We start from the raw sequence: 23,137 nt of genomic DNA, 5'->3' as shown, positions 1-23,137 counted from the left end.
ACATTTTTATTTTTACTTAACGCAAATATAATATTAAAATTACATAACCAACATAGTGTACTCGCTCAAATAACAAAATAAGCGTTTAACTACCAACGCTTTCTAAAAATAAAGACGAAAAACAGCATTCGTAGTAATCCCTAACGAATATCTAGAAAATTTTATTGCATTATTCTCTGCATCAATTCTGTAATAATTATTAATTGGATTTTTAACATCTGAGATGTTCCAAGCGGAAACACCAACCTCCGAACGAAACAATTTATTTATCTTAAATTTATAAAGCGCGGAAGCGTCGATTCTTAAATAGTCTTGTAATCTTTCGTAATTTGCGCTATCAAAATTAATATCATTGGCTGTAACTTCATTTTCTATTAATGGTACCGATGTTGGTTTCCCTAGTCTATAATTTAATCCTGCAGAAACGTTCCACGACTCATTACTATAGGTTGTACCGATTGTAAAGGCATGTGTAATATCAAAATTACTGGGGAATTCAATTTCCTCAAGCGTTTCAAAGGTATAATCGTTTTTTATATATGAATAACTCAACCACGTGTTTAGATGATTGAAATTTTTCCGGACTAAAAACTCAGCTCCTAAAACATCATAGCTTCCTTTTTCTTTTTCAAATTCATACTTCGTGGTAAACCCTTGGCTTTGTGTGGTTATGCCATCAACTTTTTTGTAATATGCTTTCGCATCAATTAACCAACCTTTGTTTTTATAAAGCAATCCTAATGAGGCTTGTTTACTTTTAATTATTGGTATACTATCATTATCTGTGAGCTGCCATCGACGTTTTTCTACTCCTAAAAAATCATTTTGAAAGTTGATAATTTGCGAGGTGTTTTGATGTTTAAACTCACCTAATGCTTCTAATTCAAAATGGCTACCTAACCCTTTTCTAATACTTAAACGCGGTTCTATAATTACTTCATCAAACTTCTCAATATAATTCGCCCTTACTCCTAACTTTACGGTAAGATTTTTAGTTTCATTTTCAAACTGTGTCTGAGCAAAAACCGCTTGTTCTCGTAAAACTTCAGAATCACGTCTTACAAATCTTGGGACATCAATATCATTTAGGTTTGTAATTTCAGATTCAATAAAATTATAGCCCAAATTGAATTGCCATAAGTTTTGAGTATAAAACCCTTCCAATTTTGCCGAGGTTTCAGACACTATATTTTCTTGTAAGAAACGCTGTTCTGCCATAACGTTAGCGTTTACAGCTTGTAATGTATAATCTGTATTATAAATATTGAGCACAGTACTTAATTTATCATTCCATTGCCGACGATAATTTAAGCCTACCGAAATACTCTTTTGAGAAATACTACTTTCTCGCGTTTCTTCTACTCCATTAAAAAGCGCAGATTCATCAAAGGTTAAATCATTATGAACTAACATGAAATTTAATCGTACAAAATCCTTATCCGATGGTTTATAAAGCCACCTTAAAGACGCATCATAAAAATCGAAGGCTTGATTTGAGTTACTAACATTAGATGTATTTTCTGCTACTTCTGTATTTTGTGTCACACGTTCAAAATACGTTTTATAGGTTGGTGTTCTTACCAATTCATCAATAGATTTACGTCCTGCAATTTGAACTGAAGACTTTTCACCAATTGGTGCATTTAAAAATAAATCGGCATTAAGAAGATTAATTCCAAAGGAACCTTTAAAATTGGATTCAATGGTTTTACTAGAATGCATATCAATAGTTCCTGAAACACCGTCGGTATATGAAGCATCTGTACCGTTATTAATTACGGTTGCCGTTTGTGTGATCTGCGGATTGAAACTTGAAATAAGTCCGAAAAAATGACTGGATTGATACATTTTTATCCCATCCCAAAGCAATAAATTCTGATCGTGAGACCCTCCTCTTATATTAATATTAGAAACCGTTTCATCTACACTTAGTACACCAGGCAATGCCTGAACGGTATGCAACACATCAGACTCTATAAGTCCGGGAAGCAAGGTAAACCTGCTATAATCAATAGCAATACTTCCGTCTTGTTGCTTGTCTATACCTTTAACAATATAGCCGTTGAGCACTACAGAACTAAACACTTCAGCTTCTTCAATTAAAGTAATAGCCTCACAACTATTTAATTTAAAAAACTTAGCTTGACGCTTTATGGTTTTAAAACCTATAAATCGGATGGTAAGAAGCGTCTCTAATGATGGTACTTCTATTTCAAAATAGCCATCATCATTAGTTACTGTGTAATTGTGTTTTGTATGAATAGTTGCTCCATAAAGCGGATTTTCTATGTTGTCTCGCAAATAACCACAAATTGTAATGGGCTTGGTGATACTAAAGACCACGTCGCTAATTTTGGTAAAAATAAAATTGGTCTGTTGTTCTAAGGTTTCAATTTTAGTACTAAGACTTAGATCATCATCTAAAGGGATGACATAGACTTCTTTAAGAAGGTCACTTTTATAATTGAAATTAATATTATGAGTTTTAGAAATCTCATTAAGCACTTGTATGATAGATATTTTTCCATCATTAGCTTGTGCTTTTACTGAAAAGCAAATAAATACACTTAGTAAAAAAGTTATATACTTAATCTTTAGCATTGTGTATGACGACCTCTTTATTATTTATAATTTCATAGGTCAAACCAAGCGGCTGTGTAATTGATTTTAAAGCATTATTAAGGTTATCGTGCTCAAATGCGCCTGTAAATCTCAACGTATTTGCAGCAATGGAATCCGTAATTGTGATGTTATATTGACTTTCAAACTCTAAAAGCACTGCTTGTACTGATGCATCTTTAAATACACTCATATTTTTAAGCCAATACGGTTCTGCTATAGCAATAATAGATTTTTTAGCCGTTCCTGATTTTAAAATAAACTCTGAACCGGCTGGTACTTTTATAACCGCATCGTTATAACTGACTTGCACCAAACCTTCATAACAGGTTACTTTAAAAATACTATCCTTTGTAAATACATTAAACTCGGTTCCTAAAACCGTTACTTTTCCAAAATCAGTATTGACATCGAATTGCTTTCCTTTTTCGACATCAAAAAAGGCTTCTCCTTTTAAATTTAAGGTTCTTTCGTTATCCCAATTTGAAGGACTATATGTAAGCTGAGACAACTCATTAAGTTCTACTCTAGAATTATCAGGAAGTGTAATGGTTTCTTTTTGTGCTAAATCGGTTGCAATTGTATTGGTATTATCTCTATTTAAAAACAAAAATAAGGTTAAACCAATAACAAAAACAGCTGCAAATCGTGATGCTATATTCATCCAATTAATTGACGAAGCCTTTTTATTTTGCAACTGGCTTTCTAAAGCTTCAAACGCAGGCACTTTTGCATTATGATGACCACTAAATCGCTGTGCTTCTTCTGCTATTTCATTATACAGCTTCGCATCATCTAAAGCATTAAAAGCTTCCGCCTCTGCTTCAGATAAGTTGTTGTCCAACCATTTTTTTAGTAAATATTCTTTGTCCATAACTTGATGCTATACTTATAAAACAACTCAACTTTCAATTGTCCCAAAATTATTTTCAATTCAGTTCTTCCAACTGATCTTTCAACTTATTTAAGGCAGCATAAATTCTGTGTTCAGCTACTTTTTTGGTAATATTTAATAACTCTGCAATTTCTTTATGGGTTTTTCCATCGACCTTACTTAGAAGAAAAGCCACACGTTCTTCTTCTTTTAATGTTGACAAAGCTGTTTCGTAACGCTTTAAAAATTCCTTTTTTCGCAACATAAATTCTGGCGTCTCATTGGTATAATCCTTCGGCTTTACTTCTTGATGCTTAAAAACAATCTTTTGGTGCTTCACTTCGTTAAGCATCATATTATTTGCAACCGTATATAAATAAGATTTTGCAGCTTCAGGTGCCACTTTAGCACAATTTTCCCATAATTTAATAAAGGCATCTTGCACTTTATCTGATGGGTTTAATAAATCACCATACTTGTAATACAAAATAGTACTCATGCTTTGCGCATACTTTTCGTAGAGTTTAGAAAAGCGTAGTTTATCACAGATATCTTTGTGGAGCGACTTAGACAATTAAAAGTGTTTTTTTGAAATTTGAATTACCAAAAGTATACTTTTTTTTAAAGACCATGCAAAAGATTACGTTACTAAAGCATCAAATTTAAATTCTAGAATTAGATTCGAAATCACCATTAAAAAATTTAATTAAAATAATTTTGGGAGATTATACAATGTGATTGTTTTAAAACTATACGTTCAATTTAAAATGACATAATACATGAATCAACCTATTAAAAGTAAAAGCAACTATTCAGAATTTGAAACGACTCAGATTTCAATTAAATAAAAAAAATAAAAAAATTCTTGGGACATTTAATTACTGAGTTGTTCTAAGTATAAAGGGAGTAATTAAAGCGCCTTATTAAATGAAAAACTTAACCATGATCATAAAAAACAAATTAATTATGAAAACTATCAAACCTTATCTTTTTGCCTTATTAGGTTTATTCTTAACAATGACATCTTGTAGAACCGAAGATGATATAAGTATTGATCCACCAGCAGAATCTACATTACAAGCTAATTCAGCTTTGGCAAGTCAGATTCAAAGAGTCACCATGAACGACGGCTCAATAGATAACGTCGTTTACAATGCCAATTGCTTTACCATTCAACTACCAATAACAGCAACCATAAATGGGGTAGAATTAACCATTACTAATATTGATGATTATGATGATCTTGAAGATGTTCTTGACGAATTTGATGACGATGACGATACGGTTGTTATCGATTTTCCTATCACCATTATTTTTGCTGATTATTCTGAAATTCAAGTTAACAGTTTAGATCAGCTAGAAGATTATGCTGATGATTGTAACGATGAAAATGAATTTGATGATGACATAGAATGTCTAGATTTTGTATATCCAATTTCGGCTTCCGTTTTTAACACCAATAATGAAGTTATTGCAACACTAACATTCACCAATGACTATGACCTTTATGAATTTATAGATGATATAGACGAAGATGATTTAATTGGTTTCGAATTCCCTATAAGTATCATAATTGCTGATGGTAATGAAATTGTAATTAACAATTTCGACCAGCTCGATGATGCCATTGATGATTTTGGTGACGATTGCGATGAAGATGATGATTACGATTATGACGATGACGATTGTACGAACTGCACACCAAGCCAATTAGAATCTATTTTAACAGCTTGTTCGGGTTGGTATATAGACGAATTAGAACGTAATGATAATGACTTAGAAGACAACTATACAGGTTACCTCTTTAATTTCTCTACAGATAATACCGTTACAGTCACTTGGACTGGCAACACTGCCAATGGAACTTGGACGACAAGTGGAAATGGAAATAACATCACAGTAACCTTTGATATTCCTGGATTTGATGACATCAATAGTACTTGGAATTTACATGAAATCGATAATGACGATGATGATAATGAGGTTGAAGTCAGCTTTGAAATTGGAGATGACGACGAACTAGAATTTAAAAACGACAATTGTAACTAATCCTTAAAATTAATTAATACCTAAAATTAAATATTATGAAATCACATTTTATAAAACCCCTATTTACATCCAAAATCTTATTAAGCGCTCTACTAGTTTTCAGCTTATTATCTTGTTCTAATGACGATGATGATGACCATAACGACGATTGTAATACTTGTACTACGGAACAATTAGAAACTATTTTAACAGCTTGTTCAGATTGGTATATTGAAGATTTAGAACGAAACAATATCGATTTAGAAAGCAATTATGTAGGTTACTTCTTTAATTTCTCAGCAGATAATACGGTTACCGTGACTTGGGATGAAAATACAGCAAATGGCACTTGGACTGCTAGTGGCTCAGGAAATAACATCAATGTAACCTTTAATATTCCAGATTTTGATGATATCAATGATACTTGGATATTAGATGAACTTGATAATGATGACAATGATAACGATGTGGAAGTCAGTTTTGAAATTGGGACTACTGACGATTTAGAATTCAAAAACAATACCTGTAATTAATCACCTTAATTACAAAGTTCTAATTTAAATTTCCAAACTTAATTGATTAATAGCAGAGCCAACCTTGAAGAAATTCTTGGTTGGTTTTTTTATTGAAGACCTAAGAAAAGTATACAAAAAGCCTTACTTCTCTTTAATACCTACGTTTATAGCCTCATAGATCGATTTAACCTCAGCCTCTCCATACTTCCGTTCTAAACGTCTTATAGTAAAATGTGCCGTTGCCATATTCTGAAAGTGATCTACAAACACATAATTTAATCCACCACCCCCTATAGCGCCTACAATAGGAACAGCTTGTGCTAAAAATTTCTCACTGATAAGAAGACTTAATCTCGTAGCAATTTTAGATAAAAAATTACCAACAGCATTAGATCCCAAAGCACTTGCTCCTTTTACCAAACTATCTAAGCTCATTTTTATACCAGCTGCTGACACGTTATTTAATGCTGAATTTAATGCCATACGTGTGGTGTAGTAACTGGCTTCCATACCGTCATCATCTATAGAATCTCCACCAAGCGCAAAAACTTGCAGACATGCCATCTGCCCTTCTAAAGTATAAATATCTTCACCTTCACTACGCGCTATATCCATAATAGTACGCATTAAAAACTTAGTGGTAAGTGTCACTTCTGAAGCAAAAATAGCAGTACCAAAACCTGTAGAAGATCCGAAAAACCCACTTAATGCTCCTGTACCTGTTACAATACTTTTATACGTGTTTTTTGAAGGCTTTTTAAATGTTTTGTTTTTTTGAATGGTTAATAAATTAGCTTTTATAATTTTTAATAATACCGATTCTGTAATCTTCTGCACTTTAACTAATACTTTTTCTGGCACGTAGCTAATTCCTGTTTCAACCGTATTACCAATTTTATTGACATTACGAATTGCCCAACCTAAATTTTGCATGCTAGATTTTGCGCGTATTAAGGCTTCTTTGTCTTCTGGTGTTATGGGATTTACTGTTAGATTCAAAACATTTCTATTTATTATAATAGGTCGTAAAAACTTAGCAATTGTTACACAGCAATGAAAGACTAGCCACGAACGATATCAAAAAAGGATGCATATCTTCTTTGTTTGATTGGCAAAAACAATGCTGCGTCCTTAAATCATATGTTTAGACGTCTTAAGTCACATAAAAAAATCCGCGTTTCACAATTAAGTGAAACGCGGATTATACACTAGGTTTTAAAATTTTAGTTTGGGGTAATTGTAATTCTAAGAACGGTATCAACATTTGGGTAACTATAACCATCGTTAACATTAGATAAGAATTGAACTGGTTCCGTTTCATCGATTCCAGTATCGGCAGCTAATTGATTAGTCACTGTATTAGGACCAATAGCAGGTTGCTCGTTAACCTCAGTTCCGGCATCCCATAAGTACACCTCATTTGTAATATCTCCACTTAAAGGGGTTCCGTCTGCACTGAATAATTCAATTCCTGTATCTTGAGTAGCAAACAATACATCATTTGTAGCGGCTAACATACTTGCAAATGATAAGCTATTTCCTGCTTCGGCTGTAAAGCTAAACGTATAAGTATTTCCTGGTAATAAAGGCCCAGGACCACTACCTCCATCTACAGTATTAAACACAGCTCCTGAAATCTGGCCTTCTAACCCACTTAGATTATCAGCTAAAACAGCCGTATTTCCATCTTCAGCGATATGTTCTAATCCTAAATCGAAATCTGTAACTCCCGATGTGAATAATGGCATCGTATTTCCTTCATGAACCACAAAGATTCCAGGAGATGATGGGTAAGTCACTCCAGTATTCTCTGCAGTATAGTCGCTTAAAGGTGTTGCATTTCCGTCTTCAGCAATCGCTTCAACACCTTGTCCGTAATCCGCTTCACCTTCTGTGAACAAAGGATTTTCACCACCATGAATCACATAAACACCAGGTGATAAAGGCGCAACAGAACTTCCTGCACTCGTCTCTAAACTTGCTGTTGTTAAATCTTCTATAGAAACAGTAAATAGTGTACCTTCTACATGAGTGATGCTTACAGAAATTATTTCGTTTACCGCTGGGTAATCAAACATAAAACCATTGGTAACATCTGCAATTTTTAATACGTTTCCGTTTTCTACCGCTCCAGTATCAGGACCAGATTGCATGCCAACTGTATTAGGACCCACTGCAGGTTCTTCGTTGACTTCTGTTCCCGCATCCCATAAATAAACTTGATCGGTAACGTCTCTAGAAATAGGATCTCCATTGTCATCATAAAACGCAATGCCGTTGCCATCAGGAGCAAAAAACAAATCGTTAGTTGCTGCTAACATGGTTACAAAAGATAATTTTTGACTTCTACCGGCATCAACGGTAAATTCGTAACGTTTTCCCGGCGTTGCTGGCCCAGGACTTGCATCGCCTACCGGGGTATTAAATATTCCAGAGTCTATAAAACTATAAGCACTCCCAATATTTTCAATACGCACTGTAAAATTAGAAGGTTCGCCGAGATTTACTATCGTGCTGTCGTCGTCATTATCGCAACTTGCAAAAAGGGTAATAACGGATAAAAGTGTAATAAATTTAAATTTTTTCATTGTAAATGTGTTAATGATTATATATCTACAAATATCCTCCGAGAGTATCACCAAATTATAACAACGCCATAACTATAGTATAAACTATTATATAAAATTTATAACGAAGCGGTTCTTTTAAGCACTGGCAGATTAAAATAAAACTCGGTGCCCTGATTTAAAATACTATTCACTTTGATAGTTGAATTGTGAAGGTCCATAATCTTTTTAACAATGGCCAAGCCTAGTCCACTACCTTTTGTGGCGTCGGAATAGAATTTGCCTTTTCGGTAGCGTTCAAATATATAAGGTAACTCTTGAGATTCTATACCGCTTCCGGTATCGGACACCTTTACCATCACCTGATCATTTGCTGTGTAAAGCTCTAAGGTAACAACATCGCCTTGCTGACAATGTTTAATCGCATTGTCTATGATATTCTGTAATGCTCTATCAATTAAGGCAATATCCGCGTATACAAAAGGGAGATCTTTAGAATACACCGTATTTATACTTACTCCTTTATTTTTGGCGATAATGCGGTATTTATCGGCGATATCTTGAATAATTTCTGCCATCTGTAAGGCTTCAGGCTGCACGGCTTTTTGATTGGCTTCCAAAACACTTAACTCAAACAAATCGTTCACCAATTTCTTAAGACGTTCCGAATTTTTAAGCACTATTTCCATGTAACGCTGCTTTTCCTTTTCCTCTAGGCTGTCTCCTTTAATCATGATGGTTTCAACAAAACCTTGAATAGACGCAATAGGTGTTCTTAGATCGTGAGAAATATTTGCAATAAGTTCTTTACGCAAGTTGTCTACACTCTGCAAATCTTGAATATTACTTTGAATGGTATCGGCCATGTCGTTATAGGTATTGGCCAATAATCCCATTTCGCCATGCTGCACACCTACAACGCGAGCATCATGATCCCCATTTTTAAAAGATGTAAACGCCGCAATAATTTTATTGAAATTTCTTGTGATAATATAAATGGAAAGCAACGCCACCAATAAGGCTGCAAATAGTGCATATAAAACATTACGCATGCTGAGTTTACGAATATAACTGGCCTCATGTTTATTAATTAGCGAGTCGTAATCGTTACCACCAACGATCGTATAGATATACCCTACTTTTTTATCTTTATAAAGGTAAGGTGCTGCTGAAAATATTTTTTTAGTACCCGGTAATTTTGGGTCGTCACCCTTAATAAACACCTCTCCATCTTGGGCGATAAATTCGGTTACAGGTTTTAAATCAATGCGTTTTGCTTTCACCTCTTTATTCATGGCAACATGCTTAAGAATGTTCCCTTCTAAGTCTAATAAGTAGACTTCAGTCGCAGGATTAGTGGCCATAACATGATGCATTAAACTGCTCATTTTAGCACCCACTACCGAATCGCCGTCGTAGAGTCCTTGGATTTCTTCAACAATAAATCCTGAGACATTTTTATTTAAGCCTTGGGTAATTTCATCGTGATAATCTTCCGAAAGTTGTGTCGATGTTTTGGTAATTAAAAAGGCAAGTACTACAAATAAGAGGGTGAGCACACCAGCAATTTTGTAGAATAAGGTGTTTTTTGTTTTCATAAGGTCTTAGGATTCAGAAAATCGGTAGCCCACTCCCCAAGTGGTGAGTATGTATTCGGGGTTTCCAGGGTCTTGTTCTATTTTTGCGCGTAAGCGGTTAATATGAGAATTTACAGTATGTTCGTAACCTTCAAACTCATAGCCCCAAATGCGGTGTAATAATTGCGCACGGCTATAGGTTTTACCAACGTTATTGGCTAATAAACAGAGTAATTCAAATTCTTTGGGCGTAAGATTAAGTCGCTCACCTTGTAATTCTACTTTTCGCATTTCCTGATTGACCACAAGATCTTTACGCGTTAATACTGGTAAATCTGGGTCTTCTTCTGAAGTCGTGCTTGTTGTATCGAAGCTTTGGCGCCTAATGATCGCTTTTACACGGGCTTGCAATTCACGAACACTAAAGGGTTTAGTCATATAATCGTCTGCTCCAGTTTCAAGACCTAAAATCTTGTCGATCTCATCGCTTTTACTAGTGAGCATGAGTATGGGCGTATTAACTTTTGAAGCTCTTAACTCTCTACAAATATCTAAGCCTTTTTTACCAGGTAACATTAAATCTAAAATAACAAGATCGTAAGCATTTGTGGAGGCTTCTAAAAAACCTTCGTTACCATTATAACAACTTTTTACGCTTGTTTGATCGTCTTTAAGGTTTATTGTAACCAATTCTGCGATATGCACATCATCTTCAACAACTAGAATTTGAACCATTTTCAATTTATTTTGTGGGCAATCTAGTCCTAAAGTATCATGAAAGTATCCCGATACTATGTTATTTTAAAAACAACATCTGCTTAGATTACAGGTTAATACTTGCAATAGACGAAAGAAGCTGCAGATGCTTTCAAATAAGTTGAGCAATAAAAGATTTACTCCCAAAATTTTTCGATTTCTTCAAGGGGTTTGCCTTTATTTCAAAAGACAATATAAAATTCTGTTATAGCTTATCCACTATATTCTAGAAATACCGATGTAATTACCTGCTTTTTTGAATTGTAGTTACGTAGAACCTTATTAATTCTTTGTCAGACAATCCATTGAAAAATCGGCTAATAAGTCGACGCAACTTTGTACTTTTATAACATGAATATAGGATTAGTACTTTCTGGTGGTGGTGTTCGTGGAGCAGCACATATAGGCGTCATTAAGGCACTAGAAGAGCACGGCATCTTTCCTACACATATTGCAGGCACGAGTTCTGGTGCTATTGTCGGCGCCTTGTATGCTGCTGGAGTTTCCTGGTCAGAAATGTTAACGTTCTTTAAAACCATACCGCTTTTTCACACTAAAAGGTATGCACGAAATAAACCTGGATTTTTAAACTCTGAAAACTTCTATGATGACCTCAAAACCTATTTTCCGAAAGATAATTTTAATGATTTAAAAAAGCCTTTATTCATTCCCGCAGCTAATATTATTGATGGAACGTCTAAGATGTTTAGCAAAGGGCAACTTATAAAACCTATTATAGCTTCAGCCTCTTTTCCTGGTGTGTTTACACCAACCGAAATTAATGGACAATTCTATGTCGATGGAGGCACATTAAATAATTTTCCTGTTGAACCCTTAAAAAAAGATTGTGATAAAATTATAGGTGTATTTGTTAATCCTTTAAAAGAGATTAGTATAAAGGACTTAAAACACTCTTACTCAGTAATAGAACGTGCCTATAAAATTAAAGTTACAGCAGAATCTACGAATAAATTCCCGGATTGTGATTTGGTAATAAGCCCTAAAGACTTAGTCAATTATGGCACTTTTGGAATGAGCAATGTGGACGCTATTTTCAATTTAGGATACATGTCCACACTTGCAGCATTAAAAGACAACCCAAGTCTTTTTACACCATAAATTAAAATTATTTCTTCTACCGTGGATTAAAACTACCCACAACCAACTTATATACAGATATTTATTTTTTTTGAAAGGAATTTTAACAGTTCTCGACAAATTCAAGAACCAACCAATCAAAAACTAAATGCAACTAACCAAAATTTTAGGCTACCTTGGTCTTATCGCCTCTATTCTTGTAGGATTAGGCGAATATTTTCTACACTATTCACCTTCCATTTTAGAACATTCTGAGGGTTATGAGTTTTTCAAATTTGTAGCTTTAGAGCATCTTACCACAGGACATTTCCTAGCTGTTATTGGACTGCCTTTTTATTTTGCAGGATACATACATATATATAGAATGCTAAAATCTGGTAACGAAACTTTAGCAAGACTCGTTTTGGCCATTGGTTTTGTTGCTTTTGCTGTTGGAGGTGTTTGGATAGGCTCTAGAGCATCTATAGGTAATATTGTGCACTTAAAGGATACTATAGATCCTTCAACATACCAAAACCTATTAGCACATTACACCGATCATATGGAAGTTTTAGTAAAAGCGCTTCGTATAATTATAGCTACACTTTCTGTTGTTTTTGCTATCGCTATTTTAAAAGGCGGCACGTATTATAAAAAATGGATGGCCATTTTCAATCCCATTGTTATACTTATTTTATTGGTAGTTTTAGGAAAACTAATCCCTTCAATAGGTAAGCACATGTTACCCATACTAATGAATGTAACTCACTTTATTTTATTTGCACTATCACTTTACCAACTAAAAACTATATCAAATGAAACTCATTAAGAAATTTTTAAAACTATTAAGTATTGCCATACTACTGCTCCTTCTAGTGTTAGTTGGTTTTTTCTGGAGAGATTCAGTTTCTGATAAATACGACATAACTATTGCGGAAAATGAAATTCCAAAATTCACCCCTATTCCTTTAGATTTTGTGCATCAATATAATGGCAAAAAATCATTGCCAATTGCTCCTTCAGCGTTAATCGATATTAATAATGATAATATAGATGAAGTCTTTTTTGGAGGTGGCATGGAACAAGAAGATGCAATTTTTGCGTATCGGAATAATGAATTTGTAAATATTTCTTCAGAAGTCAATTTGCCTAAAAAAGGAAATACAACGACAACTGTTGGTGTGGTTTCTGCCGATTTTGATAATAACGGATTTACGGATATTATTTTAGGCCGAGAAGACGGACTTCGCATTTATTTTAATACCAATGGAACGTTTACAGAAACTATTATTGATACTCCAATCAATGAAAAATCTAATCCTGCCGGAATAACGGTAGCCGATATTGATAAAGATGGAGATTTAGATATCTTTTTAGCTACCTATCTTAAAAAAGAATTGATGGAAGGGCAAAATATTTTTGAAGATTACAATTATGGTTCTACAAGCGAGTTGTTACTTAATAATGGTGATAACACTTTTAAAAGTATTACTAAATCTGCTGGTTTAGACTATGTACATAATACATTTCAAGGTGTTTTTGTTGATATCGATAATGATAGTTGGCAAGATTTAGTAGTGGTACATGATACTGGCGAAGTACGTACCTATAAAAATAATGGGGACTTAACTTTTACCATGAAAGCCAATCCTTTGACTAAGAAATTTGCGTATCCAATGGGACTCGCTGTGGGTGATTATAACAATGATGGTTTGGTAGATTTTATGTTCTCTAATACAGGAAGTACACTCCCTAATATGATTGCACAAGGAGATATAAAAGATACATCCTTATTTACTGATAAATGGATGCTATTTAAAAACGAAGGAAATTTTAAATTTACCGATGTAGCAGAAAAAGCCAAAATAGCAGATTACGAATTTGCATGGGGTTGTACTTTTGCAGACCTTAATAACGACGGTTTACAAGATTTAATGGTGGCCGAAAATTATGTAGACTTCCCTCCAAGTAAATTATTCAAATTACCGAGTCGTGTTCTAATTCAAAAGGAAAATGGAACATTCGCACCTACCGAAGAAGAGAGTGGACTTACAAATCCTCACTTTGCTATTACGTCATTAGTAAGTGACTTTAATCAAGATGGGTATTTAGATATGATTTGGGTAAATATTGATACACCTGCATTAGCCTATATAAATAAAGGTGGAACCAATAATTATCTACAGGTAGATTTAGGAGAGTCTGTTAACGTACAAGCTGCTAAAGTAACCGTAACTACGCCAACAAAAACGCTGACCGAATGGTTAGTAACAGGAGAGGGTTTAGCTAGTGATCAAACCGCATTACTTCAATTTGGCTTAGGCAAAGAATCTAGAGTTTTAAACATAAAAGTTTGGTTGGCAAATGATAATGAGATTAGTATTGATAATCCAAAAATCAATACTATTATCGATTTAAAAGCTGAAGTTGAAAGGCAAAAGTCAACTTTAGAGACACTTGAAGAAGAATTATAAAATATAAGTGACGTAGAATTTTTTTAGCGTATCTTACCTAATAACTACCTGATATTTAAGTTTTTTCTGTATTTAAAAAAAGATTTAACTTACCTATTATAACTATTATCAATAACCTTAAATAGCATTAGCACTATTTTAAAGGCTGGTACGCTTTTGTTTTTGTTTTAATGAAAACAGTAGCGTATAAATTAAAAACTAATGTCAAACAAAATCACATATTACAGCATTCTTGCAATCCTTATAATAGGATTATTTGGTGCAGGAGGGCTAGTTATTGAAGAATTTAAAACAGGTGAAGGTTGTCCTAAAATAATGGACATACCAATGTGTTTGGTTGTTCTAATCTGTTTTATTATTCCACTAATATCACATCTCTTAAAAAAGGGTAATGTCTTATATTTTTTATTTACAGGGCTTGCTGGTAGCATTGCTTTAATAGCTTCAATTATGCAATTCACAGGACATGCCGAATGCCCAAAAACAGCTTCAGGTACACCAATGTGTTACTACTCCTTATTGCTCTTTAGTAGTTTAATTATTCTAAAAACATTATACATTAAATCAAAACCTAAACCATGAAAAAACCAGTAGTCATTGCTCAAGTAAGCTCCTTAGAAAATAAGCAACCAGAACATGCACTGGTCAACGGATTAGACTTAGTCATCGTGAAATTTGATGATGATATTTCTGTACTTTACGGAAGATGTTTGCACAGAGGAGCACTAATGTCCGACGGTCATGTAGATGGTCATAATCTTATATGCGGAGTTCATGGATGGGATTATCGTGTAGATTCAGGAGTTTCAGAATATAATAACAAAGAAGTCCTTCATAAGTTTTCTACCAAAATTGAAGGTGATGATTTATTTGTAGATGCTTTCGAAATTGATGCTTATTTAGTAAATAGTCCACAGCCTTTTAATCGCGATACGTATTTAGGAGCCTACGCAGATACCCATCCAGAAGAAACAGAGCCATATACAGGTTATATAAAAGAATTGGCTCAAAATGGACTAAAAAATATTGGTCATCATGGATTCTCAGCTTCTATGGGAGTCGATAGAGATACACTTCCTAAATGGAACGATATTCAGTTTTTACCCGCACAATTAGCATCGAGACCTTTATTAGATCATGAAGACGTTGCAACTAAAGTTGTGATTGGACCAAAAGCAAAAAAGCCCTTAGAACTAGATATGCCACTTTTTGTAAGTGATATGAGTTTTGGAGCCTTATCTCGTGAAGCTAAAATAGCATTATCAAAAGGAGCTGAATTAGCAGGAACAGGAATTTGCTCTGGTGAAGGTGGCATGTTACCAGAAGAGCAAGCGAGTAATTCCAAATATTTTTACGAATTAGCATCCGCTCAATTTGGATTTTCTTGGGATAAATTAGACCACGTACAAGCCTTTCATTTTAAAGGCGGTCAAGGTGCAAAAACAGGAACAGGAGGACATTTGCCTGGCAATAAAGTAAGTGCTGAAATTGCAGCAGTTCGCGGATTAAAAGAAGGGGAAACAGCAATTTCACCAGCTGCAAACCCAAATTTTCATACAGTTGAAGACTTTAAAGTGTTTGCAGATAAAGTTAGAGAACGCACAGGAGGCATTCCTATCGGGTTTAAAATTGCGGCCAGTCATATTGAAAAAGACATTCAATTTGCACTCGATGTTGGTGTCGATTATATTATTCTAGATGGTCGTGGTGGCGGAACAGGCTCTGCTCCTACTATTTTAAGAGATCATATTAATGTGCCAACCATTCCGGCATTAGCAAGAGCAAGAGCTTATATGGATAAAGTTGGTGCAACTGATGTCACTTTAGTTATTACAGGAGGTTTACGTGTTGCTGAAGATTTTGCAAAAGCCATAATGTTGGGAGCAGATGCTATTGCAGTCTCTAACTCAGCGTTACAAGCTATTGGATGTTTAGGGATGCGTGCTTGCGGCAGTAATAATTGTCCGGTAGGGATTGCGACTCAAAAAGAAACGTTACGTAGCAGATTGATTATCGATTCTTCTGCTAAACAATTACAAAACTACTTTGAAGCAAGTAACGATTTAATCAAAGTTATAGCGCGTGCTTGTGGTTATGATAGGATCTCTAAATTCAATCACGATGACCTTTCAACTTACGACCACGACATACATCAACTTACAGGAATTAATTACGCAGGAATAAAATAAAAAAACAGACTATGGAAAAACAAATGCATTTAGCGGCTCAATATTTAGCTGCAGCAGGAATAAGCTTTTTAGAAAAACAACCAGACGACAGCCATACTAACTTAGGGTTTGATAAAGACAATGGAAATCTTTGTACGCATATACTTTCAGACAATGGTGATCAATTATGTTTAGATTATGAAAAGTTCGCATTACAATGGAAATCTAATAAAGGAACTACAACTTTTGAGTTAGATGGAGCAATGCATGCTGAGGTTTTAAGTTGGTTATCGGACACGTCTAAAGCCCATTTAAATAAAACATATCACTACGCGTTTCACTACGATTTACCTTATGCTATAGACAATTCTTTTACGTTTGAATTGTTAGATTCTGACCAATTGAATACACTCAAAAATCTACGTGTTTTAGCGCAATCAGTTCTTGAAAAAATAGATCAACACTACGACCTTAATACATCGATTAGAGTCTGGCCACATCATTTTGATTCTGGTATTTATAATGCATTACCTGGTTCTGATATTACTATTGGGTTAGGTTTAGCAATTCCTGATGCTATTAGCAACAAACATTATTTATATATCTCTGGATACAAAAATGGTGGTACAATAGACACATTACAATTACCGAAATTGCCATCTGGAGAATGGAAATCTGATGACTTTAAAGGTGCGGTTCTTAATGCAGATACGATTGTAGAATCTGAAGGTGTCGCATTTTTTGAAGAAGCAATAAGCGTGCTAAAAAACAACGAACTATAACCACAAAAGTATTACTGGTTATTATTCTGAACTGGAGTAATAACTGGTAGTAATGACATTTACAATGTTTCAACATCTTTGGAAATTTTAATCATAGTTGTATCCACGTTTGGGCTTATTTTGTTGATTACATATTCCGTTAGATCTGTGAATATTCATCAATTTCAGTTTTAAAATTAGGTCTAATTAAATCCATTTTATTATGAAAAAACAAAAATAATTTAAGGTTCTAAACCATAGAAAAATACTTCCAGAAGGACGTATACAAACCGTAACAGCTGGTTCTGAAGGTACGTGTGGCAAACACCACTAACTAACCCAAGCTTTGCAAAATATGCAGAAAATTGTGGTGTTTCAGGAATTCGTGTTGAAAAACGCAATAAACATAACAGACCTACACTTTTAAAAGTGTTACAGATGTAAATTTAATTTAAGAATAAAACATATTAAACAAACTAAAAATGAAAATAATTAATAAAGCAAGTAATTTAATAGCCGCTGCGCTTATGCTATTTTTTGCAATTCCAAAATTAGTAGGAATTGAAAAAAGCGTTCAAGGGTTTGAACAGTTTAAATCGTTAGTACCGATAGATCCAGATATTTTTAGAGTATTTACAGGTAGTGTGGAACTCGTAATTGCGATTCTTCTTATCATATATACTATTAAGAACACAAATAACTTAGGGAAATTGGCCTATTTTTTATTATTGGCAACAATGATTGGCGGTTTAACAATGGAGTTCTTTGCAAGACCAGAACCAGTAATGATGCTTGTTGTTATTGCAGTACTTCTTTCTGTACTTTCTATATATAAACTCAAAATATTAGCCAAAAAGTAGTATAATATTCAAAGTAAAATACAGCACTTTTAAAATGAAAGTGTTATAATTTAAACAATAGATAGATACAGTAAATAAGGTTAATGCGGAATTGCAAATAGTTAATCGCCCTTTTAAGTATTTGTAATTTTCTCTTAACGCCTATTCATTTTATGTTAAGTGATTTTAGCTCTGCTTATGTTGCAGTTATAAATTAACATCATAGGCAATTTTACCTTGCCATTGTTATCGGTGTTTTTGTTGGATAATATATTAATACAAAATCAAAATAACATGTTTGAATCTTTCAGTATTGTATTTACAATCGCAGCACTTTTTAACTACATCAATTATAAGTGGTTAAAACTACCAACAACTATTGGGTTGATGATTTTAAGCTTACTCTTAATCATTCCTATAATGTTAAGCGAATCTGTTTTTCCAGAATTTTACAGATTCTTTTGTGATATTATTGTTAACGCCGATTTTAAAACACTATTACTCAATGGTATTTTAAGTTTTTTATTGTTCGCAGGCGCACTGCATGTTAACCTCGCCGCACTCGAAAAAGAGAAAAAATCAATTTTGTTGTTTGCAACGTTAGGTGTTCTCATATCTACATTTATAGTCGGTGGTTTAGTGTTTTTTGGCGCACAATGGATTGGTTTAGAATTGCCTTTTCTGCACGCACTTTTATTTGGTGCTTTAATTTCACCTACCGATCCAATTGCGGTGATGGCTATTTTAAAAGAAGCAAATATTGCTGAAAGTTTAGGTATAAAAATAGAAGGAGAATCCTTGTTCAATGATGGTATTGGTGTTGTTGTCTTTTCTGGTATATTATTAATTGCTACAGCAACAGGAGAACACAGTTCAGCTGAAATAGGGACAGAAATAGGCACATTATTTTTAGAAGAAGCAGTAGGCGGATTACTTTACGGATTACTCATCGGTTTTCTAGGCTTAAAATGCATTCAATCATTAAAAGAAAACCCACAATTGGCAGTAATGATTACACTTGCTGTAGTCATGGGAGGAACAGCAGGCGCATTTATGCTACACATATCGGCACCATTAGCAATGGTTGTTGCAGGTTTATTAATAGGAAACAAAATTCATGTAAACGAAGATAAAAACGCTATACAAAAAGCCATCAATTCTTTTTGGGAAATTTTAGATGATGTTTTTAACGGCATCTTATTCGTACTTATCGGATTGGCTATTCATCTGTTAGAATTTGACCTCACACATTTATTATTAGGTGTTCTTACTATTGTCATTGTATTGGTAGCGCGTTTTATTTCTGTTTTACTTCCTTATTCACTACTAAAACACCAAGCAGAAAAGCCAATAAAAACAGTCGCTGTATTAACTTGGGGAGGATTACGTGGGGGAATATCAATTGCTCTTGCCTTAAGCTTATCAAATGATCTATCCAGTGAGCTTATTTTATATATTACTTATGTAGTCGTATTGTTTTCAATAATTGTACAAGGCTTAAGCATTGGAGCATTTGTAAAGAAATTGTATAAGTAGAGATGCTATTTGAATAATTTGATGCAGAAAATGCGATACAGCTCTTTTCTTTCTGAAATGCGTCAATAAGATGAGTTACTAAAGATTACATTGATTTAATATCAAATCAATACTATAAAATTCTTTAGATAATCTAACCATATAAAAAAAACAGAATTATGGAACTAATAGATGTCACTTTTTTAAGCCCTGTCGCCCTTTTATTACTTCGAATTAGTGTTGGAATGGTCTTTTTTAGTAGCGGTAAAAGTCATGCAATAAACCCTAAAGAACGTGGAGAAAGTATGGGGATGCCAGCATCGGCTGCTATGGTATTGGGCATCACGGAAATGCTTGCAGCAGTATCTATTATTTTAGGAATTTTCACGCAAGTGGGAGCTATATTGATTATGATAACAATGCTTGGAGCCATCTATAAGAAAATTTTTGAGTGGAAAACAGGATTTTACGCAGAAGAAGGTTTTGGTTGGCATTATGACGTTATATTTTTTATTGCAGCCTTTATAATATTAACTACAAATGGTGGCTTATATACCATTTATTAAAATAAAACTATGTCTAAAAACGTATCAGAACAATTATTGGAAATATTAATAGCTACTGGAGTTAAGAACATCTACGGTGTTACGGGTGATGCTCTTAACTTTTTTGTGAAAGCTATAGAAAAAAGAGATGATGCTAATTGGATTGGCTTTAAACATGAAGGCAATGCATCATTTGCAGCGTTTGGAGATAGTGAATCTACAGGTTCGCTTGCCGTCTGTGCCGGAACCGTTGGACCAGGAGCCTTACATCTTATTAATGGCCTTTATAATGCTAAAAAAGCACGAACACCGGTAATCGCCATTACAGGACAAGTTCCCCAAATACAACAGGGAACAAATTATTTTCAAGAGGTCGATCTTACAAAAGTATATGATGATGTTTGTGATTATCAAGCTATTATTAAAACACCAGAAATGGCACCACGTGTCATTTTACGTGCTATTCAGATTGCAGTTTCCCGAAAAACAGTTTGCCGAATTGAACTTCCTGCAGATGTTGCCGGAATGGAAGCAGAAAACGAACAAATGTTAAGACCTATTTATAATTCTGATGCTATTTTAATGCCTGGTAATGACTCCGTAAAGAAAGCCGTAGAAGCCATTAATAGTGCCAAGACGGTTGCTATTCTTGCAGGTCATGGTTGCAGAGAAGCCAGAAGCGAAATCCTTGACCTTTCCCGAAAATTAAAAGCCCCTATTACACATACGCTAAAAGCAACCGACATATTTGACCACGATACCGAAAATACGGTTGGCCTCACAGGACTAATAGGCAATCCAACAGGCTATAATGCAGTGATGAAATGTGATTTGTTGCTCATGCTCGCTACCGATTTTCCGTACACTGATTTCTTACCTCACGATACAGAAACTATTCAAGTTGATATAAGAGAAGAAAATATAGGAAATAGAACAAGTGTAAACATTGGTATACATAGTGACGTAAATACTTTTGTGAAAGCACTAATTCCATTAGTTGAAGAAAAAACTGATGACCAATTTCTTTCAACATTAAACGAAAAATTCACCAAATGGAAAAAGAGTAAATTAGAGGAAGCATCACCAGAGCGCGATAACGAACCGTTACATCCACAAATATTTACACGTTATATTAATGAATATGCTTCAGACGATGCCATTTTTACAGTTGAGACAGGCACCTCGGCCATATGGGCTGCACATCATATTTCATTTCATACTAACAGAAGAATTATGGGCTCATTTAATCATGGTTCTATGGCTGTCGGACTTCCTGCAGCTATGGGAGCGTCAATGGCCAATCCTGGCAGAGAAGTATGGTGTATCTCTGGAGATGGAGCGTTCAATATGGCAATGCAAGATTTTATTACGGCTGTAAGATATAATCTTCCTGTTAAAATCCTTATTCTCAATAATTCTCAGTTAAGTTTTGTAAAATTAGAAATGGAGGAAGTAGGACTCGCACCTGCTTTGGACGCTTTAGAACAACAAAATGTCAATTTTGCAGACTACGCTCGTTTGTGCGGTGGAGAAGGGGTCCGAGTCGAAAAAGCTAAAGACATAGAAAATGCCATAAAAATGGCAAAAGTAAGTACTAAGCCATTTATTATTGATGCGGTTGTAAGTAGCGGTGAATTATCTCTACCACCGCATATAGGGCTAAAGGAGGCTGTTGGCTTTGGAACTTCAAAATTAAAAGAAGTGAGCCAAATCATTTCTGGAGATGCTGATCAATGGGACAACCTTAAAAAAGAACTCAAGGCCTTTTTTGATTAATATTTTAACCTTTTAAAACTAAAATTATGAACAACAAATTTTTAAGAAGGATAAACAAATATTACTAAAAATTAGGTAAAGGTATTTAGGCTTAAATCATTCAATATCACTTTTGCTAAAGTAATTATACCCTATCTCTGTTTTACTTTCTTATTAATTATAGAATAATACATCTTATAACTGAGCAATTGTTATTTCTATTATTGATTAAGAATTAAGTAGTCGTAAATTTGTAAAAAGATCATATTTTTAAATATGGTCTAAATTATAAAACATCCAACTATGGGCGATAATTCAAAAGTAAAGGCAGAGGATAAATATTTAATGGAAGAATTAGATATTGATAAAGACGCCTTAAAGCAATTAAAAAAGAAATTGGCGAAAGTTGCACCAAGGTCTGAAAGAGGAGTAGAAACATTATTTAGATTGTTATCTAAAAATCAGTATACTCTAAACACGATGATAGATACAAAATCTAATATTTTAATATCCATAAACGCTTTAATTTTATCATTGATTCTAGGTACGGTAATGAGTCAATTAAGTACAGATCCTCACCTAATCTTTCCTGTAGTAATGATATTGTTCACGAATCTAGCTTCAATTGCCTTTGCAATTTTTGCAACACGACCAGAATTAGTTCATGGAAAAAGTGAGACAAAAAACTTAATGTTTTATGGGAACTTTCATGAGATGGAAGAAGATGAGTACGTAAATAACATTACCAACTTAATGAATGAAGGAGATGAGTTATATAAAACCATTGCAACAGACACTTACCATTTAGGTAAAACAATTGATCGTAAATTTAAATTACTTCGTAAATCCTTTAATATTTTTTTAGTGGGTATTATTTTATCCGTAATCGCATTTATAGGGTGTCATGTATTTTTTGGAGGGATGATTTAATTTTTAAGCAAAGCTTTTTAGCTTCGGGCGTTCTATATAAGATTAAAACGTCTACTTCATAAAAAAAAGAGGCTGTCTAAAAAGGCAGTCTCTTTTTTTATATTTTATATTTTCAAAGAAGCATTGATTTTCGTATC

General features: G+C 34.0%; 20 protein-coding genes. 13 read left to right on the top strand and 7 right to left on the bottom strand.

Annotated features, from left to right (window positions below; all coding sequences use genetic code 11):
• Positions 1-102 precede the first annotated feature (102 nt).
• The 3 genes from HM984_RS05950 to HM984_RS05940 are packed head-to-tail and all read right to left on the bottom strand — an operon-like array spanning position 103 to position 4,067.
• Entirely contained in the window at positions 103-2,601 is a 2,499-nt protein-coding gene (locus HM984_RS05950; protein ID WP_179348505.1) for a TonB-dependent receptor, read from the bottom strand.
• Positions 2,588-3,493, bottom strand: a complete 906-nt coding sequence (locus tag HM984_RS05945) for a FecR family protein (protein ID WP_179348504.1) — start codon at positions 3,491-3,493, stop codon at positions 2,588-2,590. Before HM984_RS05945 ends, HM984_RS05950 begins: the two co-directional genes overlap by 14 nt.
• Positions 3,494-3,548: 55 nt before the next feature.
• Positions 3,549-4,067 carry an RNA polymerase sigma factor gene (locus HM984_RS05940; protein WP_179348503.1) on the bottom strand — a complete coding sequence of 173 codons (519 nt, stop codon included), beginning with the start codon at positions 4,065-4,067 and terminating at the stop codon, positions 3,549-3,551.
• Positions 4,068-4,459: 392 nt separating this feature from the next.
• Between HM984_RS05940 and HM984_RS05935 the strand changes: the two genes are divergently transcribed.
• Positions 4,460-5,542, top strand: coding sequence for a hypothetical protein (locus HM984_RS05935; RefSeq protein ID WP_179348502.1), 1,083 nt, complete (start codon positions 4,460-4,462; stop codon positions 5,540-5,542).
• Positions 5,543-5,577: 35 nt separating this feature from the next.
• Positions 5,578-6,054 (top strand): hypothetical protein, encoded by a 477-nt coding sequence (locus HM984_RS05930; RefSeq protein WP_179348501.1) that lies wholly within the window; start codon positions 5,578-5,580, stop codon positions 6,052-6,054.
• Positions 6,055-6,177: 123 nt separating this feature from the next.
• Here the strand turns inward: HM984_RS05930 and HM984_RS05925 are convergent, their stop codons facing one another.
• The 4 genes from HM984_RS05925 to HM984_RS05910 all read right to left on the bottom strand — a co-directional run bounded on the left by HM984_RS05925 (position 6,178) and on the right by HM984_RS05910 (position 10,915).
• Entirely contained in the window at positions 6,178-7,035 is an 858-nt protein-coding gene (locus HM984_RS05925) for an EcsC family protein (RefSeq protein WP_179348500.1), read from the bottom strand.
• Positions 7,036-7,259: 224 nt separating this feature from the next.
• Positions 7,260-8,624, bottom strand: coding sequence for a spondin domain-containing protein (locus tag HM984_RS05920; protein ID WP_179348499.1), 1,365 nt, complete (start codon positions 8,622-8,624; stop codon positions 7,260-7,262).
• A 98-nt stretch (positions 8,625-8,722) separates the two neighbouring features.
• Positions 8,723-10,201 (bottom strand): HAMP domain-containing sensor histidine kinase, encoded by a 1,479-nt coding sequence (locus tag HM984_RS05915; protein WP_179348498.1) that lies wholly within the window; start codon positions 10,199-10,201, stop codon positions 8,723-8,725.
• A gap of 6 nt (positions 10,202-10,207) precedes the next feature.
• Positions 10,208-10,915 carry a response regulator transcription factor gene (locus HM984_RS05910; RefSeq protein ID WP_115808370.1) on the bottom strand — a complete coding sequence of 236 codons (708 nt, stop codon included), beginning with the start codon at positions 10,913-10,915 and terminating at the stop codon, positions 10,208-10,210.
• A gap of 372 nt (positions 10,916-11,287) precedes the next feature.
• Here HM984_RS05910 and HM984_RS05905 point away from each other — a divergent pair, with 372 nt between their 5' ends.
• The 11 genes from HM984_RS05905 to HM984_RS05855 all read left to right on the top strand — a co-directional run bounded on the left by HM984_RS05905 (position 11,288) and on the right by HM984_RS05855 (position 23,000).
• The gene (locus HM984_RS05905) at positions 11,288-12,055 is read left to right on the top strand and encodes a patatin-like phospholipase family protein (protein WP_179348497.1); all 768 of its coding nucleotides are present in this window, start codon (positions 11,288-11,290) and stop codon (positions 12,053-12,055) included.
• Between the two features lie 127 nt (positions 12,056-12,182).
• The gene (locus HM984_RS05900; protein ID WP_115808372.1) at positions 12,183-12,842 is read left to right on the top strand and encodes a DUF6796 family protein; all 660 of its coding nucleotides are present in this window, start codon (positions 12,183-12,185) and stop codon (positions 12,840-12,842) included.
• Positions 12,829-14,487, top strand: a complete 1,659-nt coding sequence (locus HM984_RS05895) for an FG-GAP repeat domain-containing protein (protein WP_218845023.1) — start codon at positions 12,829-12,831, stop codon at positions 14,485-14,487. The genes HM984_RS05900 and HM984_RS05895 overlap by 14 nt, the downstream gene beginning before the upstream one ends.
• 201 nt (positions 14,488-14,688) lie before the next feature.
• Positions 14,689-15,069, top strand: a complete 381-nt coding sequence (locus HM984_RS05890) for a hypothetical protein (protein ID WP_179348496.1) — start codon at positions 14,689-14,691, stop codon at positions 15,067-15,069.
• Positions 15,066-16,676 carry a glutamate synthase-related protein gene (locus HM984_RS05885; RefSeq protein WP_179348495.1) on the top strand — a complete coding sequence of 537 codons (1,611 nt, stop codon included), beginning with the start codon at positions 15,066-15,068 and terminating at the stop codon, positions 16,674-16,676. The genes HM984_RS05890 and HM984_RS05885 overlap by 4 nt, the downstream gene beginning before the upstream one ends.
• An 11-nt stretch (positions 16,677-16,687) precedes the next feature.
• Positions 16,688-17,437, top strand: coding sequence for a hypothetical protein (locus HM984_RS05880; protein WP_179348494.1), 750 nt, complete (start codon positions 16,688-16,690; stop codon positions 17,435-17,437).
• Positions 17,438-17,898: 461 nt separating this feature from the next.
• Positions 17,899-18,276 (top strand): DoxX family protein, encoded by a 378-nt coding sequence (locus HM984_RS05875; protein WP_179348493.1) that lies wholly within the window; start codon positions 17,899-17,901, stop codon positions 18,274-18,276.
• 273 nt (positions 18,277-18,549) lie between these two features.
• Positions 18,550-19,791, top strand: a complete 1,242-nt coding sequence (locus HM984_RS05870; protein WP_179348492.1) for a cation:proton antiporter — start codon at positions 18,550-18,552, stop codon at positions 19,789-19,791.
• 158 nt (positions 19,792-19,949) lie between these two features.
• Entirely contained in the window at positions 19,950-20,336 is a 387-nt protein-coding gene (locus HM984_RS05865) for a DoxX family protein (RefSeq protein ID WP_115808378.1), read from the top strand.
• A gap of 9 nt (positions 20,337-20,345) precedes the next feature.
• Positions 20,346-22,091 (top strand): thiamine pyrophosphate-dependent enzyme, encoded by a 1,746-nt coding sequence (locus tag HM984_RS05860; protein WP_115808379.1) that lies wholly within the window; start codon positions 20,346-20,348, stop codon positions 22,089-22,091.
• Between the two features lie 282 nt (positions 22,092-22,373).
• Positions 22,374-23,000: a Pycsar system effector family protein gene (locus HM984_RS05855; RefSeq protein ID WP_179348491.1), complete on the top strand. Its 627-nt coding sequence runs from the start codon at positions 22,374-22,376 to the stop codon at positions 22,998-23,000.
• The last annotated feature ends 137 nt before the right edge of the window (positions 23,001-23,137 follow it).

It is taken from the genome of Winogradskyella pacifica, assembly GCF_013403915.1.
GTDB classification, from domain to species: Bacteria; Bacteroidota; Bacteroidia; order Flavobacteriales; family Flavobacteriaceae; genus Winogradskyella; species Winogradskyella pacifica.
The sequence above is the reverse complement of the archived record's forward strand: the minus strand, read 5'-3'. Positions and strand labels throughout refer to the sequence as shown.

Bases quoted from the DNA above. Each gene is read 5' to 3' on its own strand.
- HM984_RS05900 (WP_115808372.1), top strand. From the start codon at position 12,183: ATGCAACTAACCAAAATTTTAGGCTACCTTGGTCTTATCGCCTCTATT.
- HM984_RS05870 (WP_179348492.1), top strand. From the start codon at position 18,550: ATGTTTGAATCTTTCAGTATTGTATTTACAATCGCAGCACTTTTTAAC.
- HM984_RS05875 (WP_179348493.1), top strand. From the start codon at position 17,899: ATGAAAATAATTAATAAAGCAAGTAATTTAATAGCCGCTGCGCTTATG.
- HM984_RS05945 (WP_179348504.1), bottom strand. From the start codon at position 3,493: ATGGACAAAGAATATTTACTAAAAAAATGGTTGGACAACAACTTATCT.
- HM984_RS05860 (WP_115808379.1), top strand. From the start codon at position 20,346: ATGTCTAAAAACGTATCAGAACAATTATTGGAAATATTAATAGCTACT.
- HM984_RS05950 (WP_179348505.1), bottom strand. From the start codon at position 2,601: ATGCTAAAGATTAAGTATATAACTTTTTTACTAAGTGTATTTATTTGC.
- HM984_RS05885 (WP_179348495.1), top strand. From the start codon at position 15,066: ATGAAAAAACCAGTAGTCATTGCTCAAGTAAGCTCCTTAGAAAATAAG.
- HM984_RS05890 (WP_179348496.1), top strand. From the start codon at position 14,689: ATGTCAAACAAAATCACATATTACAGCATTCTTGCAATCCTTATAATA.
- HM984_RS05905 (WP_179348497.1), top strand. From the start codon at position 11,288: ATGAATATAGGATTAGTACTTTCTGGTGGTGGTGTTCGTGGAGCAGCA.
- HM984_RS05880 (WP_179348494.1), top strand. From the start codon at position 16,688: ATGGAAAAACAAATGCATTTAGCGGCTCAATATTTAGCTGCAGCAGGA.
- HM984_RS05935 (WP_179348502.1), top strand. From the start codon at position 4,460: ATGAAAACTATCAAACCTTATCTTTTTGCCTTATTAGGTTTATTCTTA.
- HM984_RS05920 (WP_179348499.1), bottom strand. From the start codon at position 8,624: ATGAAAAAATTTAAATTTATTACACTTTTATCCGTTATTACCCTTTTT.
- HM984_RS05895 (WP_218845023.1), top strand. From the start codon at position 12,829: ATGAAACTCATTAAGAAATTTTTAAAACTATTAAGTATTGCCATACTA.
- HM984_RS05865 (WP_115808378.1), top strand. From the start codon at position 19,950: ATGGAACTAATAGATGTCACTTTTTTAAGCCCTGTCGCCCTTTTATTA.
- HM984_RS05915 (WP_179348498.1), bottom strand. From the start codon at position 10,201: ATGAAAACAAAAAACACCTTATTCTACAAAATTGCTGGTGTGCTCACC.
- HM984_RS05910 (WP_115808370.1), bottom strand. From the start codon at position 10,915: ATGGTTCAAATTCTAGTTGTTGAAGATGATGTGCATATCGCAGAATTG.
- HM984_RS05930 (WP_179348501.1), top strand. From the start codon at position 5,578: ATGAAATCACATTTTATAAAACCCCTATTTACATCCAAAATCTTATTA.
- HM984_RS05855 (WP_179348491.1), top strand. From the start codon at position 22,374: ATGGGCGATAATTCAAAAGTAAAGGCAGAGGATAAATATTTAATGGAA.